General features: G+C 76.4%; 9 protein-coding genes and 1 pseudogene. 7 read left to right on the top strand and 3 right to left on the bottom strand.

Annotation, left to right across the window (positions count from 1 at the left end; translation table 11 throughout):
* Positions 1-17: 17 nt before the first annotated feature.
* Positions 18-2,582, top strand: coding sequence for a DUF4118 domain-containing protein (locus ACQP04_RS04535; protein ID WP_433505812.1), 2,565 nt, complete (start codon positions 18-20; stop codon positions 2,580-2,582).
* On the opposite strand, the gene ACQP04_RS04530 is transcribed toward ACQP04_RS04535, so the two are convergent.
* Complete coding sequence (locus tag ACQP04_RS04530) at positions 2,564-5,617, bottom strand: ATP-binding protein (RefSeq protein WP_433505811.1); 3,054 nt, start codon at positions 5,615-5,617, stop codon at positions 2,564-2,566. The two genes, ACQP04_RS04535 and ACQP04_RS04530, sit on opposite strands and share 19 nt — an antisense overlap.
* A 173-nt stretch (positions 5,618-5,790) precedes the next feature.
* Here ACQP04_RS04530 and ACQP04_RS04525 point away from each other — a divergent pair, with 173 nt between their 5' ends.
* Positions 5,791-7,383: an FAD-dependent monooxygenase gene (locus tag ACQP04_RS04525; RefSeq protein ID WP_433505810.1), complete on the top strand. Its 1,593-nt coding sequence runs from the start codon at positions 5,791-5,793 to the stop codon at positions 7,381-7,383.
* A 7-nt stretch (positions 7,384-7,390) separates the two neighbouring features.
* Here the strand turns inward: ACQP04_RS04525 and mdlC are convergent, their stop codons facing one another.
* Entirely contained in the window at positions 7,391-8,992 is a 1,602-nt protein-coding gene (gene mdlC, locus ACQP04_RS04520; protein ID WP_433505809.1) for a benzoylformate decarboxylase, read from the bottom strand.
* 93 nt (positions 8,993-9,085) lie between these two features.
* Here mdlC and ACQP04_RS04515 point away from each other — a divergent pair.
* The 3 genes and pseudogenes from ACQP04_RS04515 to ACQP04_RS04505 form a co-directional block, all read left to right on the top strand.
* A pseudogene (locus tag ACQP04_RS04515) lies at positions 9,086-9,136 on the top strand (hypothetical protein); the annotation flags it as partial.
* A 230-nt stretch (positions 9,137-9,366) separates the two neighbouring features.
* Entirely contained in the window at positions 9,367-9,774 is a 408-nt protein-coding gene (locus ACQP04_RS04510) for a LysR substrate-binding domain-containing protein (protein WP_433505808.1), read from the top strand.
* A 108-nt stretch (positions 9,775-9,882) separates the two neighbouring features.
* The gene (locus ACQP04_RS04505; RefSeq protein ID WP_433505807.1) at positions 9,883-10,176 is read left to right on the top strand and encodes an isoamylase early set domain-containing protein; all 294 of its coding nucleotides are present in this window, start codon (positions 9,883-9,885) and stop codon (positions 10,174-10,176) included.
* A gap of 20 nt (positions 10,177-10,196) precedes the next feature.
* Here the strand turns inward: ACQP04_RS04505 and ACQP04_RS04500 are convergent, their stop codons facing one another.
* Positions 10,197-11,150 carry a glycosyltransferase family 2 protein gene (locus tag ACQP04_RS04500; RefSeq protein WP_433505806.1) on the bottom strand — a complete coding sequence of 318 codons (954 nt, stop codon included), beginning with the start codon at positions 11,148-11,150 and terminating at the stop codon, positions 10,197-10,199.
* 371 nt (positions 11,151-11,521) lie between these two features.
* Between ACQP04_RS04500 and ACQP04_RS04495 the strand changes: the two genes are divergently transcribed.
* The gene (locus tag ACQP04_RS04495) at positions 11,522-14,227 is read left to right on the top strand and encodes a LuxR C-terminal-related transcriptional regulator (RefSeq protein ID WP_433505805.1); all 2,706 of its coding nucleotides are present in this window, start codon (positions 11,522-11,524) and stop codon (positions 14,225-14,227) included.
* 276 nt (positions 14,228-14,503) lie between these two features.
* Complete coding sequence (locus tag ACQP04_RS04490; RefSeq protein WP_433505804.1) at positions 14,504-17,074, top strand: LuxR C-terminal-related transcriptional regulator; 2,571 nt, start codon at positions 14,504-14,506, stop codon at positions 17,072-17,074.
* Position 17,075: the final 1 nt, after the last annotated feature.

Raw genomic sequence — 17,075 nt, 5'->3', positions numbered from 1 at the left:
ACGAACGGGGTGGGGTCATGACCGGCGGGCCGGCGGCAGGAGGAACGGTGCAGCACCGTGGTGAGCTGCGGATCCACCTGGGCGCGGCACCCGGCGTCGGCAAGACCTACGCCATGCTCTGCGAGGCCCACCGCCGCGCCGGACGGGGTACGGACGTCGTCGTCGGGCTCGTGGAGACCCACGGCCGCGCGAGGACCGCCGAGCTCCTCGACGGCCTGGAGGTCCTCCCCCGGCGGCCCACCCGGTTCGGCGGCGAGCTCGACGTGGAGGCGGTGCTCGCCCGCCGGCCGGAGGTCGTCCTGGTCGACGAGCTGGCCCACACCAACGCCCCGGGCTCGCCCAACGGAAAGCGCTGGCAGGACATCGAGGAGGTCCTCGCCGCCGGGATCGACGTGCTGTCCACGGTCAACGTCCAGCACCTCGAGTCCCTCAACGACGTCGTCGAGAAGATCACCGGGGTCCGGCAGCGGGAGACCGTGCCCGACGAGTTCGTGCGCCGCGCCGACCAGATCGAGCTGGTCGACATCACCCCCGAGGCGCTGCGCCGGCGGCTCGCCCACGGCAACGTCTACGCCGCCGAGAAGGTCGACGCCGCGCTGGCCAACTACTTCCAGGTCGGCAACCTGATCGCGCTGCGCGAGCTGGCCCTGCTCTGGGTGGCCGACGAGGTCGACACCGCACTGCAGCGCCACCGCACCGAGCAGCGGATCTCCGAGACCTGGGAGACCCGCGAGCGCGTGGTCGTGGCCCTGACCGGCGGCCCCGAGTCGGAGACCGTGCTGCGCCGGGCCACCCGGATCGCGAAGCGGGCCGGCCAGGCCGACCTGCTCGCCGTGCACGTGCTCCGCGGGGACGGCCTCGCCGGCGCACCGGTCGGGGCCACCGGCGCGCTGCGGACGCTGGCCGACGACGTCGGCGCCAGCTTCCACACCGTGGTCGGCGACAGCGGGGCCGGGGGCGTCACCGACGCCCTCCTCGAGTTCGCCCGCGGGGTGAACGCCACCCAGCTCGTGCTGGGCACCTCGCGGCGTTCGCGCGTGGCCCGGCTGTTCGACGCCGGGATCGGCGCCCGCGTGATCCAGGAGTCCGGCTCGATCGACGTCCACATCGTCACCCACGCCTCCGCCGGCGGCTCGGTGCTGCGCGTGCCCCGGCTGCACAGCGCCGTTCCGCTCGACCGGCGCGTCCTCGGCTGGGTGGTGGCGGTGCTCGGGCCGGCCGCCGCGACGCTGGTCGGCGCGTCCCTGTACGAGATCGTCGGGCTGTCGACGGACGTGGTGCTGTTCTTCCTGGCCACGGTGGTCGCCGCGCTGATCGGCGGGCTCGGACCCGCGCTGCTCGCCGCCCTGCTCGGCGGCCTGCTGCTGAACTTCTTCCTCACCCCGCCGCTGTACTCGCTGACCATCTCCGAGCCGGAGAACGCGATCACCGTGGTGGCGATGCTGATCGTCGCGGTGCTGGTCGCGCTGGTCGTGGACCGGGCGGCGAGGCGCGGCGAGCAGGCCGCGCGCGCCCGGACCGAGGCGGCGCTGCTGGCATCGTTCGCCCGGACCGTGCTGACCCGCGCCGATCCGTTGCCCCGGCTGCTGGAGAAGGTCCGGGAGGCGTTCGGGCTGCGCTGTGTCGCCCTCCTCGAGCACGACGGCGGCGAGTGGCGGCGGGTCGCGACGTCCGGTCCGCCGGAGTGCGGCCGGCCCGAGGACGCCGACGTGGACGTCGCCGTCGAGCCCGGGCTGCACCTGGTCGGCACCGGCCGGTCGCTGCCCGCCCACGACCGGCGGCTCCTGGAGACCGTCGGCGGGCAGGCCCTGCTCGCGCTGCGCAGCCAGCGTGCCGGGGAGGAGGCGCTGCGGGCACAACGGCGCGCCGAGATCAACGAGACGCGCGGCGCCCTGCTCTCCGCGGTCGGTCACGACCTGCGTAGCCCGCTGACCTCCATCAAGGCCGCGGTCGGCAGCCTGCGCGACCCGCTGCTCCGGCTGTCCGGCACGGACCGGGCCGAGCTGCTCGAGACGGTCGAGGAGTCGGCGGACCGGCTGACCGGCCTCGTCGACAACCTCCTCGATTCCTCCCGGCTCGCCTCCGGCGCGGTCGAGCCGCTGCTGGAACGGATCGGCTACGACGAGTCCGCGGCCCGGGCCCTGCTCGGCGTGCCGGACGCGGCCCGGGTCCGCCTCGAGATCCCGGGCGACCTGCCCGACGTGACCGCGGACGTGGGGCTGCTGGAACGGGTCGTCGCGAACCTGGTCGACAACGCGCTGCGCCACGGCGGCGGCGCCCCGGTCGTCCTGCGGGCCAGCGCCCACGAGGGCCGCGCGGAGCTGCGGGTGGTCGACTCCGGGCCCGGGGTGCCGAAGAAGCAGCAGGAGAAGTTGTTCGCGCCCTTCCAGCGGCTCGGCGACCGGCGGGCGGCGAACGGGGTCGGGCTCGGGCTGTCCGTGGCGCGCGGGCTGACCGAGGTCATGGGCGGCACCCTCAGCGCCGAGGACACCCCCGGCGGCGGGCTCACCGTCGTCGTGTCGCTGCCCGTCGCGGTGCTCGGCCGGGGGCGGCCGGAGCGCCTCTACACCAGGTCCCGGTAGGCCTCGGCGAGCGCGCGCGCCTCCGCGCGCAGGTCGTCGCGGTCCAGGCCCGCGTACTCCGCCACCGCCTCGGCGTACGCGGGCGCCGCCGCGGCCGTGGCCAACGCCCGGGTGGCCGCGCTGGACATCGTCGGCTGGTACTCGCGCAGGTAGTGGAACCGCTCGGCGATCGCGACGAGCCACACCCCCCGCACGGGCCGGCCCCGCTCCACCTCGACGAGCCCCAACGCGAGCAGCAGCGTCCCGCAGATCGGGTCCGGGACGCCGCTCGCGAGCAGGGCGTCGAGCGCGCCGGGCAGGCTCCCGGCGATCTCCCCGACGTCGTCAAGGCGGTGGTGGCGCACGTGCGCGACCACGGCCACGGCCCGCAACGACCATGCGTAGGGCAGCAGCCAGGAGGCGCAGGTGCGCACGTCGAGCACCTCGGTCGCCCGGCGCCACATCGCCAGGCCGGTGTCCGTCTCCCCCTTGGCCAGGGCGAGCTCCGCCCGCGCGGCCAGGTGGAACACCACCGCGTCGGGGGTGTCGGCCGGTGGGCCGGCGGCGGTGAGGGCCCGTTCGGCGTCGCCGGTCGCCCCCAGCCCGAGCTGCGCGACGACGATGCCCGGCCGCAGGCCCATCGGGTCCCCCTCGACCCCGAGCGCCGCGAGGGCCTCGCCCGCCGCGGCCAGCTCCGCCAGCGCCTCGCCGTGCCGCTCCAGCTGCAGGCACAGCTCGGCGAGCCGGCCGTGGACGAAGGTGTGCAGCCACGGCAACCGGGCGGGCAGCCGGGCGGACATCTCCCGCGCGGTCGCGTACGCGGTCGGCATGTCGCCCTGGGCCTCGCGGACGTAACCGGCCACCCCGAGCGCGACGAGGGCGACCAGCGGGCGGGGGTCCCGGCACAGGGCGCCCAACGCGGCCGCGTCGGGCAGCACGGTCAGGACCTCGTGGAGCGCGCCGATCGCAGTGTCCGCCGGACCCGGCGGCAGCCGCCGCAGGATGGCCAGCGGGCGGACCGCGGCCGCCGGATCGAGGAGCAGGCACACCGCCAGGTGCTGCACCACGCCCTGCCGCAGGGCGGCGCGGCCGGCCTCGTCCGTGGGCCGGTACCGCGACAACGCCGGCAGGGTCTCCTCCCCCGCCGCCAGCAGGCGTTGCGTCCCGGACTCCACCGTCCACAACGCCCCGAGCGCCGCGACGACCGCGGCGAGCGCGGCCCGGTCGCCGTGCTCCCGGGCGAGGCGCAGCACGTGCAGCAGGTTCTCCTGCTCCGCCCGGATCGCGGCGCGCGCGGGCCGCGGATCCGCGCCGAACGGGGCCTCGTGCACGGACTCCGCGACACGCCGGCCCCAGCCGACGACCCGGGCGGTGACCAGCGCGTCCTCCCCGGCCTCGGCCCGCCGGGCGGCGCAGAACTCGCGGACGGTCTCGAGCATCCGATAGCGGCCCGCCGCGTCGGGCGGCCGCACCAGGGACTGCCCGACGAGCGCCTCCAGCAGGTCGATCCGGTCGCCGGCGAGCAGGCCGGCGGCGGTGTCGCCCGTGAACCCGCCCGGCAGCGCGGACAGCGTGCGCAGTGCGGCCCGGGCCTCGTCGTCGAGCAGGTTCCAGCTCCAGCCGACCACCGCCTCCAGGGTGCGGTGCCGCGGCGGCCGGTCCCGCCCGGTGCCGCGCAGGAGCGCGAACCGGTCGTCGAGCCTGCGGTGGATCTCCGCCACCGGCAGGGCGCGGACGCGCGCCGCCGCCAGCTCCACGGCCAACGGCAGCCCCTCGAGCCGGGCGCACAGCGCCTCCACCTCGGCGGCCGGGAGGTCGACGTCCGGCCGCGCCGCGCGGGCGCGCTGGGTGAACAGCGCGACGGTGACCGCCGGATCGAGCTGGGGCAGCGGGTGGACCGACTCCGAGGACAGGTCCAGCGACGCCCGGCTCGTGGCCAGCACCCGCAGGTCCCGGGTCCGCGCCACCAGGGCGTGCACCAGGTCCGCGGCGGCGTCGAGCACGTGCTCGCAGTTGTCCAGCACCAGCAGGGCCGGCCCCGACCCCAGCGCCTCCGCCACCGCACTCGCCGCGTCCGGGGCCGCCCCGGCCAGCGGACCGACCTGGACGGCCGTGGCCACCTCGGCGGCGACGTCGGCCCCCGCCCGGACGCCGGCCAGCGACACCACCTGCACCGTGCGCTGCTCGGCCCGGGCCGCCACCGCGTGCGCGAGCCGGGTCTTCCCGAGACCGCCCGGCCCGAGCACCGTCACCACGCGAGAGGTGCGCAGCAGAGCGAGGACCGCCTCGACGTCGCCGTCGCGGCCGAGCAGGGCGTTGGGTTCGGCGAGGATCCCGTGACGCCGGGCCGGCGCCGACTCGGCCAGCAACGCCGCGTGCTGCGCCCGCAGCGCGGCACCCGGGTCGGCGCCGAGCTCCTCGGCGAGGTCACGGCGGTAGTCCTCGTACCGCGCCAGCGCCGCCGCCGGGCCGCGCACCCGCGCCTCGCTGCGCAGCAGCTCCACCAGTAGTTCCTCGTCGCGTGCGGCGTCGGCCGCCAGCTCCTCGAGCGGACCGAGCGCCTCCGCGGCCCGCCCCAGCCGCGACAGCGCCAGCGCCCTGCCCCGCCGTAGCACCGCGAGGGTCGTCCGGCGCGCGGCCCGGAGCGCGGCGAGCGGACCCGCCCCCGTCGGGTCCCCCGGGTTCGGCCAGAGCGCCAGCCCGGCCTCCGCCGCGGCGAGCGCGGTCACCGGATCCGTGGCACGCCCGACCTGGTCGGCATGCCGCACCAACGCCGACGCGTCCACGTCGGCGGGGGCCAGAGCCAGGCGGTAGCCGGTCGGCGTCGTCGCGATCAGGTCCGGCCCGACCCGGGCGCGCACCCGCGAGACGACCACCTGCAGCGCCTTCGCCGGGTCCGCCGGCGGATCGTCCGGCCACAGCTCGGCGACCAGCCGCCCGGTCGAGCACCCGGCGGCGAGGTCCGCGGCCAGCGCGGCGAGCAGGGCGGCGGGCCGCTCGCCCGCCAGCACCGCACCGTCCACGGCGACCTGCGGGAGCAGGGTCAGCCGGGGCACCGCCCCACCGTAGCGACCGGCGCCGGCCGGCCCGCACGGTGCTGATCCGCATGCCAGCCGACCGCTGATCTGGGGAAGACACCCTTCAAGGCGGATTGAAGGGCGTTTGGAGCCGGCCCGGGCATCGTGGCACTGCGACAGCGAGCGGCAGGGCCGGACGACAGGAGATGACCATGGACACGACCGACGTGGTGCTGGTGGTCGGCGCCGGCCCGGTGGGCCTCACGACCGCCTGCCAGCTTGCCCGCCAGGGCGTGCCGGTCCGCATCGTCGACGCCCTCGAGCAGCCGACCACGGAGTCGCGCGCGGTGGGCGTGCACGCCCGCAGCATGGAGATGCTCGCCGCCCTGGGCGTCCTGCCCCGGCTGGAGGTCCGCGGCCGGCGGATCGACGCCCTCGAGATCCTCGACGGCCGCACCGGCGCGACCCGCACGAACCTCGACGTCACCGGCGTCCCCAGCCGCCACCCGTACGTCCTCGACGTCCCCCAGCCCGACACCGAGGCCGTCCTGGCCGACCGGGCCGCCGAGCTCGGCGTCGTCGTCGAGCGCGGCGTCACGCTCACCGCCCTGACCCAGGACGCCGACGGGGTCGACGTCACCCTGCGCACCCGCGACGGGGAGGAGACCGCCCGCGTCGGCTGGGTGGTCGGCGCCGACGGCGGCCACAGCTCCACCCGCACCCTCGCCGGCGCGAAGCTGGAGGGCGGCTTCCACGGACAGCACTTCGCCATGGCCGACGTCGACATCGACACCGCGTGGGCCCCCGACACCATCCGCATGTTCCAGCACCCCGACGGCATGGGGATCCTGTTCCCGCTGGCCGGGACGCGCGCCCGGATCATGTTCTTCGTCGACGACCCGGGGTCCGGCGCCCCCGACCCCACACTCGCACAGATCCAGGCCCTCGCCGACGCGCGCATGGGCCGCAAGGTGACGGTGCGCGACCCGCGCTGGCTGACCTACTTCGAGGTCCACCACGCCCAGGTCCCCCGGTACCGGCTCGGGCGCGTGCTGCTCGCCGGCGACGCCGCGCACATCCACAGCCCCGCCGGCGCGCAGGGCATGAACACCGGCATCCAGGACGCCGCCAACCTCGCCTGGAAGCTCGCCCTCGTCGCCCGGCACCGGGCGGACGCCGCGCTGCTCGACAGCTACCACGACGAGCGCCACCCGGTCGGCGCGATGGTCGTCCGGACCACCACCACGCTGACGAACGTCGGCACCGCCTCGGGCCCGGAGGCCGCCGTCCGCGACGTCGCGATGGTCGTCGTCGGCCACCTCCCCCGGGTCGCCGGCACCGGCGCCGCGACGCTGGCCGAGACGACGATCGGCTACCGCGACAGCACCCTCGCGGTGCACCGCGGCCACCACCGCCACGGCGCCGCGCGGGCGGGCGAGCACGCCCCGGACCCCGACGGTCTGCTCCGCCCCGACGGCAGCCCGGTGACCGTCGAGGGCCTGCTCGGCCGGCCCGGCATGGTGCTGCTGGTCCGCACCGGGGAAGCGGCCACGGTCGACGAGCTGCGCGGCGTCCTCGGCGACCTCGGCACGGTGGTCCGCGTCGTGTCCGACGCCGGGGCGGCCGGGGAGTGCGTCCTCGACCCGGACGACGTGCTCGGCAGGGCCTACGGCCTGGGGTCCGAGGGCCTCGCCCTGATCCGCCCCGACGGCTACCTCGGCCTGGTCGCGGACCAGGCGGACGCCGCCGCCCTCCGCGCCTACCTCGCCGACACGCTGCGCATCGGACAGCCGTCGACCGTCTGACGCGGGATCAGCGCGGACCGCCCTCCTCGTCGAGGTCGGCCGTGACGACCTCGATCAACGACGGGCCGTCCGCGCTCAGCGCGTCCTTCAGGGCCACGACGAACGCGGCGCCGTCGGACACCGAGCGGGCCGGGACGCCGTAGCCCCGGGCGAGGGCGGTGAAGTCGATGCCCGGCACGTCCATGCCGGGGGTCTCGCCGGTGCCCAGCACCTCGCCGAACCAGCGCAGCGCCCCGTACGTGCCGTTCTTCAGCACGAGGATCACCACCGGGATGCGGTAGCGCGCCGCGGTCCACAGGGCGGTGATCCCGTAGTTCGCCGAGCCGTCGCCGATGACGCCGACGACCTGCCGGTCGGGCCGCCCGAGCTGGGCCCCGACCGCGGCGGGCAGCCCGAAGCCCAGCCCGCCGGACGCGGGGAACAGGTAGCTGCCCGGCTCGCACAGGTCCATCTGGGACCAGAACGAGGCGGCGGTCGAGGTCGACTCGACGACGTAGAGAGCGTCGTCGGGGGCGTGCTCGCGCAGCAGGGCGAAGAGCTCGTCGGGGTGCACCGAGTGGGGCGACGTGCGGGGTGCGGGGAACGGGGGCAGGGCCGGCAGCGGCGGGCGCGCGGCGACGGCGACCCCGTCCGCGAGCGCGGCGAGGGCCGGCCCGACCGGGGCGACGACGGCGTCGCCGAACGGCGCGCGGGCCGCCTCCTTCGGGTCCTCGGTGATCTGCACCAGCCGCGTGCCCTCCGGCAGGTACCGCCCGGGCAGGTACTGGTGGTAGCGGAACACCGGCGCACCCACGACCAGCACCAGGTCGTGGCCCTCGAAGGCCGCGGAGACCTCGCGGACGGCGGCCGGCAGCACACCCCGGAACGCCGGGTGGCGCGTCGGGAACGGGCAGCGCGGCGCCGACGGGGCGATCCACACCGGGGCGCGCAACGCCTCGGCCAGCCGCACCGCGTCGGCGTTGGCGCCGGCCGCGTCGACCTGCGGGCCGAGGACCAGCAGCGGGTTCTGCGCCCCGTCGAGTAGCGCGACGAGCTCGGTGACCTGCTCCTGGCTCAGCGACGCGCCCCCGCGCACGGTCCGGCCGGGCAGGAGCTCGCTGTCGGGGTCGGCGTCGGCGGCCCAGTCGTCGTAGGGCACCGAGACGTAGACCGGACCGCGGGCCGGCAGCAGCGCGGTGTGCACCGCCTGGTCGACGGTGCGCGGCACGTCCTGGGCGCAGGCGGGCTCGCTGCTCCACTTCACCAGCGGCTGGGGCAGGGCCGTCGCGTCGACGTTGGCCAGCATGACCTCCTGCCCGATCGTCGAGCGGACCTGCTGACCGGCGGTCAGCACGAGCGGGCTGTGCGAGTAGACCGCGTTGGTCAGCCCGCCCATCGCGTTGCCGGAGCCGGAGGCGGCGTGCAGGTTCACGAACGCGGGGCCGCCCGTGGCGAGGGCGAACCCGTCGGCCATCGACACCACGGCGCCCTCGTGCAGCCCGAGCACGTAGGTGAAGTCCTCGGGCATGTGCGCCAGGAAGGGGAGCTCGTTGGAGCCGGGGTTCCCGAAGATCGTCGTCAGTCCCTGGGCCCGCAGGATCCGGTAGGTCACCTCGGCGACCGTGGCCATGTTCCGCCTGCCTCTCCGCCACCTGCTCCGGTGACGCGACCACGGTAGGAAGACGGGCCTCCATGCGCCAGCGTCACCCGGGCCGCCGAGCGGCTGCACGCCACGCAGCCCTCGGTCAGCCACGCCCTCGGCCGGCTGCGGCGGCAGTTCGCCGACCCGCTGTTCGTCCGCACGGCCGCCGGCCTCGAGCCGACCGACCTGGCCCGGCGCCTCTACCCCGACGTCCGCGTGGGGCTCGAGGTCATCGACTCCGCGGTCACCGACGCGAGCACCTTCGACCCGGCCACCTCGACCCGCACCTTCCGGCTCCTCGCGACCGACCTGGGCGAGGTCGATGCACCCCGCGCCTGCCCGACCGCGACCTGCGGCGCGACGTGCTGTTCCACGAGCAGTACGTCGGCCTGTGCGGCATCGCCCACCCCCGCCTCGGGCCCAGCCCCGCCCTCGACGACGTCCTCGCCGAACGGCACCTCGTCGTCGACTCCACCGCCGGGCACGTCCAGGCCGGGCAGGCCCTCACCGCGGTCGGGCACGACTGCGAGATCGGCGTCCGGGTGTCCCGGTTCGCCGCGCTGCCCCGCCTGCTCGAACGGACCTCGCTGCTCGCCGTCGTGCCCGGCACCGTGGCCGACTGGTTCGTCCGCGCCGCCGACGTGCGCACCTTCGCGCTGCCCTTCGACACCCCGCAGGTCGAGGTCGCGCTCTACCGCTCCCGGCGCAACCCGCCCTCGCCGGGGGTGGAATGGCTCAGGGGGTTGATCCGCGACGTGCTGGCGCGCTGAGCCGTCCGGCGCGGACACGGGATGTTCACCGCCGACGCGTGTGTCGCTCGCGCCGCCGCGCCGCCGGCCTCCCTAGGGTTCTCCTGGTCGTTCTGCTCGGGAGGTCGGATGCTCAGGCGCGCACCGCTGTTCGGCGGCAAGAATCGGGTCACGTTCAGCCTGCCCGCCCACGAACCGGCGGGGCCGGTCAGTGTGGTGGGCGACTTCAACGCCTGGGAGCCGGGCCGCCACGAGATGGTCCGCCGGCGCAACGGGACCCGCAGCGTGTCGGTCGTGCTCCCGCCCGGCGAGCACCGCTTCCGCTACCTCGCCACGGACGGGGTCTGGCTCGACGACGACACCGCGGACTTCGTCGACGCCGGCGGCAGCTGGGTCCGCGTGCAGCCGCGCGAGCGCCGGTAGCCGTCCCGGCGCCGCTCAGCTCAGGCGAGGAGAGCCGCCGCGCGGGCGGCGCTGCTGTAGACCCCGGCCCGGACGCCGTTGCGGGTGGCGCGCATCCGGGCCCGGCCCGCGGCGCCGCTCCGGTGCCAGCCCAGCAGCGCCTGGCCCCAGCGGGTGCGGGCCAGCCGGGCGGTGCCGGCGGTCAGCGCGACCTCGGCCCAGCGGCCGGCGACGTCGTCGAACCCGTCCCGGTAGGCGAAGACCGCGGGCTGGACGTAGGCGAGACCCGAGGGCAGCCGCGTCATCATCGGCGCGTACTCGGCCAGCAAGGTGTCGAGTGCGTCGTAGCGGGCGGTGCGGTCGGCACTGATGCTGCCGGTCCGCATCAGGCGCATGTCCACGTGGTAGCGCCGAATTCCCCAGAACAGCGGGGCCGACGACCGGGTGCCGATCCGCAGCCACATTTCCTGGTCCACGGCGCTCGTGAGGCCCGTGTCGAACACCCCGACCTCGTCGAAACAGCTGCGCCGCACCAGCAGCGAACTGCCGTTGTGCGCGGGATTGTTCTCCGCGAGGAAACGGTCCATGTCGCACGCGCCCGCCGGCTGCCATCGCGGGCCGACCACCCGGCCGCTCTCCAGCATCACGCGGGTGTGGCAGAAGGTCGCGCCGACCCGCCCGCCGACGGTCTCCATCACCTGCAGCTGACGCCGCAGGAACTCCGGGTGCCAGCGGTCGTCGCCGTCGAGGAACGCGACGAACGGCGCGGACGTCTCGACGATGCCGAGGTTGCGCGCAGCGCCGGACCCGGCGTTGGCGGTGGAGATCACCCGGATCCGCGGGTCCCGGGCGGCACGGGCGCGGACGATCTCCGCGGTGTCGTCGGTGGATCCGTCGTCGATCACGACGTACTCGAACCGACCCTCGGTCTGTCGCCGCACGGAGTCGACGGCCTCCCCGATCCACGGGCCGACGTTGTAGGCGGGCGTGATCACGGAAACCATCGGACCGCGTGACGGGAGCGAAGAGCTCATGACGGCTCCAACGATCCGATACGTCGCGCAACGTTCCCCCGGAGGGTGGAATCGCGGCGGCGGAGAAAGGTGCTCACGACGCGGAGGTGAACGCCGGTCGGCGGAGAAAGGGCGCGGAGTCGAATGCGCGCCGCTCGGCCCGGAGCGGGCCTGCTGGAGCAGCCGGAATTCATTCTCCCGTAGGCCGACTGCAGCCGTACGGCCCACTGTCCGGGGTCGTCCCCCTCGCAGGATGACGCGGTCTCCTCCCCCGACGCGCACGATCGATCGCTCGGTGGGCCGTCCCGGGGCGGTGCCGGAGGACGGCCGGTCCGACCGACTGTGGAGGCGACGTGGCGATCGTTCCCGAGACCAAGATCTCCGTCCCCCCACTCCCGAAGGACACCGTGCGCCGGCCGCTGTTGCGCCGCGAGCTCGATGCGGTCCACGACGTCGGACTCGTGTGCGCGCCGGCCGGGTACGGCAAGACCCTGCTGCTCGCCGAGTGGGCCGAGGCCGGGCGGCCGTCGACCGACACCGCGTGGGTGCACCTCGACGGCGACGACGACGACCCGCGCCTGTTCTGGGGCGCCCTGCTGGCCGCCCTGGTCCGGTGCCCCACCGTGCCGGCGGGCGCGACCGTGCGCACCGGCCCGGACGGCCGGGGCTGGGACCTGTCGGCGGCCGGCCGGCCCGAGTTCGGGGCCGCGGTCGTGGCGGCGCTCGGCGAGCTCGACCGCCCGGTCCGCCTGGTGCTCGACGACGTTCACGAGCTGAGCGCGCCCGAGGTCCTCCACGACGTCGCCCGGCTCCTGCGCCACCGCCCCGGCACGGTGCCGGTGGTCCTGGCCGGTAGGTGGGACCCACCGGTCGGGCTGCAGCGCCTCCGGCCCCAGGGCCGCCTCGTCGAGCTCCGGACCGACCGCCTGCGCCTCGACCGGGACGAGGCGGAGGCGCTCCTGCGGCGGGTCGGGGTCCAGCTCCACGCCGAGCAGCTCGACCGCCTGTACGGCCAGACGGACGGCTGGCCGGTCGGGCTGCGGTTCGCCGCCACGGCGCTGCAGGCGTCGCCGGACGTCGAGGGCTTCCTGGCGAGGTTCTCCGGCGTCGACCGGGTGGTCGCCGACTACCTCGTCGGCGAGGTGCTCAGCGGGCTGCCCGCGTCGTCGATCGAGCTGCTCCGCCGCACCAGCGTCTCCGACGACGTCCCGGTGGCGCTCGCCGTCGAGCTGTCCGGCCGCGAGGACGCCGGGCACGTCCTCGCCGAGCTCGAGTCCAGGACCGCCCTGGTCCGCCAGCGCGGCCGGACGCTGGAGACGTACCGGGTGCAGCCGCTGATCCGCAGCTACCTGCGCGGCGATCTCCAGCGGCGCAGCCCGCGGGTCGCCGGGGACCTGCATTCCGTGGCAGCCCGCTGGTGGCTCGGGCAGGACCATCCGGCGGCGGCCCTGACGCACGCCGCGCTGGCCGAGGACCCGGCCCTGCTCGTCGAGGTGGTCCGCCGCGTCGCCGTCCCGCTCCTGGTCACCGGCCAGCACCGCGCGCTGCGGCGGGCGCTCCGGAGGGCGGGGGACGCCGTCGTGGCCGCCGATCCGTCCCTGTCGGTGGTGGCCGCGCTGGCGGCCCACCAGTCCGGTGACCGCCCCGCGGGCGTCGCGGCCGCGCGGCAGGCCCGCCGGCGGTGGCCACCGGAGCCGTCGGCGCAGCTCGCCACCCTGGGCACGACCGCGGACCGGCTCGGCGGGCTGCCCCGGATCGTGGTCCGGGAGGCCCCGCCCGCAGAGAACGACGGACCTCCGCTCGACGAGGCGGCCGAGCTGTTGTCGCACGTCGCGGACTGTGCGGCCCGGGTGCGTGAGCGGGAGGGCGCCGCGGACGTCCGGCCCGTCCGGCGCACGCTCGACGAGCTGCTGGTCCGGGCCCGCCGCACGGGCCGGGACCACCTCCTGCTGCAGTGCCGCGCGACGGCGGCCGCGGCGGCCGCCGCGGACCGGGACGTGCACGCGATGCGCGAGCACGCCGAACACGCCGACGCCCTCGCCGGAGCCCGCGGGTGGACGGCCTCGCCCGCGGCGCTCGACGCCCTCGTGCTGCTCGCCCACGCCACACTCCTCGCCGCCGACCCGGAGCGCGTCCTGCACCGGGTCGTCGACGCCCTGCCCCGCGCCGAGACCGCGGAACCGCGGCTCCGGTTTGCCCTGCAGGTCCTGCGGGGGGCCGCCCTCGCCGACAGCGGCGACGGTCCCGCCGGTCTGGAGGCGCTCCAGCACGCCCGGGTCGTGCTCGGGGACCACGACGCCGACCAGGTCGAGATCGCGCTCGCGGCCACGGCGGAGTTCGACATCGCGCTCCGGCTCGGGCACCACGCCGCGGCCGCCGCCGTGCACGGCTGGTTCGCCGGGCGCTTCGGGACCGCCGGCGAGGCCGTGCTCATGCGCGCGCGGGCCGACGTGCTCGGCGGCCGCGTCGAGCAGGCCCGCGCGACCCTGCGCGGCCTCCTCGACGGCGGCCCGCCGGCCGTGCTGCCGGTCACCGTGGTGGAGGCCCACCTCCTGTGCAGTGAGCTCGCGCTCCGCGCGGGGGACCGGTTCGCCGCGGCCCTGGCCCTGCGGGACGCCGTCGGACTGGCCGAACCGCATGACCTGCTCCGGCCGTTCGTCCAGGCCCGTCCCGCGGTGCGCCGGCTGCTGGCCCAGCAGTACGGCACCCTCGAGGTCGCACACACCCTGCCGGGCCGGGCCCTGGTGCTCGCGCCGCCGGACGGCGAGCGACTCGACGCCGCGCTCAGCGTCCGTGAGCAGGCCGTGCTCGAGCTGCTGCCGTCCCTGGAGTCGCTCGAGGAGATCGCCGCCGACCTCACCGTCTCGGTCAACACGCTGAAGACGCACGTCCGGTCGATCTACGGCAAGCTCGGCGTCGGCAACCGCCGCGACGCCGTCGTCGTGGGCTACGAGCACGGCCTGATCCACCGCACCGTCTCCCCGCCGCGGCGGGGGACGGTACGCACGGGGCGGCACGTCCCCGGCCGTGCGGGAGGAGCGACGAGGAAGACCGGGTGAGGCACGAGATCCGCCCGGGGCCACGGAAGCGACACTGGGGACTTTCGCCACTTCGCCCGACTCCCTCGATCTGCGAGGGTCCCCTGTAGTGCAGCCCGGACACCCTGGGTGGGATCAGGCCCGCCCCGACGCGGACGACCCGCGTCGGCAGGGAACCGGTCAGGTGGACGCGAGGAGCACATGGCCCGGCGCCGGTCGGTCAGGCTGAGGAGGGCGATCGGCCCGCCGGCCGAGCCCCACCGGTCGATCCTCCCGGTTCCTGTCGCTGGTGGCCTCGTGCGACGTCCCCGGCTGCACGACCTGCTCGACGCCGCCGTGGCCGCTCCGGCGACCCTCGTGGCCGCGGCCGCCGGGTGGGGCAAGACCGTGCTGCTCGGGTCGTGGATCGAGGCGGGCGCCGGCGACCGGGCCGTGGCGTGGGTGACCCTCGACGCCGACCAGGACGCTCCGCAACCCTTCTGGCGGGCGGTCGCGGCGGCGCTCGTCGAGGCGACGGGCGGAGACACGGCCGACACCCTCCGTCCGGTCGTCGCCGGCGGTGTGGAGACGGAGTACCTGCCGGCCGCCGTCGCGGAGGCGCTCCGGGACGTGCCGGCCCCCGTCGCCCTGATCCTGGACAACTACCACGAGATCGGCTCGGCCGAGGTGCACGCGGGGCTCCTCCGCCTCGTCGAGCGGCCGGTCCCGAACCTGTCGATCGTGGTGGCCACCCGCAGGGACCCACCCTGGCCGCTGCAACGGCTGCGTGTGGCCGACCTCCTCCGCGACGTCCGTGCCACCGATCTCGCCTTCCGCTCGGACGAGGCCACGGAGCTGTTCGCCCGCCTCGACGTGGACCTCACCGCCGTCCAGGTCGAGCGGCTCCTGGACCGGACCGAGGGATGGGCGGCGGGGCTGCGGCTCGCCGCCCTGCACCTGCACGACCGGTCGGACGTCGACGCCGCGGTCGACGCCTTCTCCGGCGACGACCACAGCGTCGCGGGGTACCTGCTGACCGAGGTGCTCGACCAGCAGGCGCCCGAGCTGATGACCTTCCTCACCGCCGTCAGCGTCGTCGACCTCGTGTGCGCGGATCTCGCCCGCGTGCTCACCGGCCGGTCCGATGCGGGCCGGGTCCTGGCCGACCTCGCGGCGTCCCACCTCTTCGTGCGCGAGGCGGACCGTCCGGGACGCTGGTTCCGGCTGCACCGGCTCGTCCTCGACATCCTCCGCGCGCGCACGATCCCCGCGCGCGAGCGCCGGGACCTGCACCGCCGGGCCACCGAGTGGTTCCGCGGGCACGACATGCCGCTCGAGGCCATCCGCTCGGCCGTGACCGGCGGTCTGTGGCGGCTGGCGGCCGACCTCACGGGCGTCCACGCGATGGCGCTCGTGATGGGTGGCGACGGCGCGCTGCTCGAACACGTGCTCGAGCGGGTCCCGAGCGCCGTCGCGGGGGCGTACCCGGAGCTCGCGGCCGGGCTGGCCGGGGCACGCATCGCGCAGGGCAGCGGGCTCGACGTGGCCCGGCTCCTCGAGGCGGCCGGCACCGCACCGGACGGGCTGCCGGACGACCGCCGACGGCGTGCCGAGGTGATCCGGCAGATGAGCGCCGGCGGCCTCGGACGGCTCCTCGGCGACTGGGCCGCGGTGCAGGCGGCCTACCGCCGGGTGCCGCACGAGTCCGGTGTGCTCGCGACGCTCGGGATGGCCGGCACGGAGATCGTGCCGGTCGTGGCCCACAGCAACCTCGGCACGGCCGCGCTCTGGACCGGCGACCTCGACGCCGCGGAACGCCATCTGAGCGCGGCCGCCGGCGCGGCGGTACCCGGCGTCGTCCTGGCGCAGCTGAACGCCGCGTCCTACCGGGCCCTCCTGCGGGCCGAGCGCGGCGAGCTCGACGCCGCCGAGGCGGAGGCGCACAAGACCCTCGCCGCCGCGGCCGCCGCCGGCCTGGAGCGCGCGGTGCAGGTCGCCGCAGCCCACCTCGCCCTCGTGCGGGTGGCCCTGGACCGGGGCGATCGCGCGGGCGCCGACGAGCAGCTGGCCCGGCTGCCGGAGTCGGAGAACATGAGCGCCGAACCGCACGTCCGGCTCGCGACCGCGCTCCTGGCCGCGGAACGGCGCGCGACCTCCGGGGACCACGAGTCCGCGTTGGCGGTGCTCCGGACCGGACTCGACGCGGAGGCCGACCGCGCCCCGCCGATCCTGCTCGAACGGGCCGAGCTCCTGGAGGCCTCGCTCGTCGGGCGCACGAGCGACCCGGAGCGCACCCTCGCCCTGCTCGACCGGGCCGGCCCGCCGAGGACGCCCGAGGGCCTGGTGACCGCGGCACTGCTCCGGCTCCGACTCGGGGACGTCCGCACCGCCCGGCGGTACCGCGCCTGGCTGGGCGACCCCCTGACGGTCCGGCTCCGCGTCCAGGTCCTCCTCCTCGACGCCCTGCTCGCTGCGGCGGCCGACGACGAGGACCGCGCCCGGGACCGGTGCGAGGACGCCCTGGACATCGCCCTCCCCTGCGGGCTGCGCGGTCCGTTCCTCGCCGAGGGGGCGGACCTGCGCCCCGTGCTGCAGGCGTGTCTCGAGCGCGGTACGGCCGCTCCCGGGTTCGTGCTCGACCTGCTCGGACGGCTCGCCGCTCGGCCGGAGGACACCGGCGGGGTCCGGCCGCTCGCGGACCCGCCGACCGAGCGCGAGCGGACGGTTCTGCGCTACCTCAGCAGCAGCCTGAGCAACGCCGAGATCGCCGCGGAGCTCTACGTCTCGGTCAGCACGGTGAAGTCCCATCAGCGCGCCCTGTACCGCAAGCTCGGGGCGACGGGCAGGCGCGACGCCGTCCGCCGGGCCCGGCTGCTGGGGCTGCTCTGAG

Source organism: Pseudonocardia halophobica (assembly GCF_050948485.1).
Classification (GTDB): domain Bacteria; phylum Actinomycetota; class Actinomycetes; order Mycobacteriales; family Pseudonocardiaceae; genus Pseudonocardia; species Pseudonocardia halophobica.
The sequence above is the reverse complement of the archived record's forward strand: the minus strand, read 5'-3'. Positions and strand labels throughout refer to the sequence as shown.

Excerpts from the sequence above, each read along its gene's own strand:
- mdlC (WP_433505809.1), bottom strand. The coding sequence starts at position 8,992 with ATGGCCACGGTCGCCGAGGTGACCTACCGGATCCTGCGGGCCCAGGGA.
- ACQP04_RS04525 (WP_433505810.1), top strand. The coding sequence starts at position 5,791 with ATGGACACGACCGACGTGGTGCTGGTGGTCGGCGCCGGCCCGGTGGGC.
- ACQP04_RS04535 (WP_433505812.1), top strand. The coding sequence starts at position 18 with ATGACCGGCGGGCCGGCGGCAGGAGGAACGGTGCAGCACCGTGGTGAG.
- ACQP04_RS04505 (WP_433505807.1), top strand. The coding sequence starts at position 9,883 with ATGCTCAGGCGCGCACCGCTGTTCGGCGGCAAGAATCGGGTCACGTTC.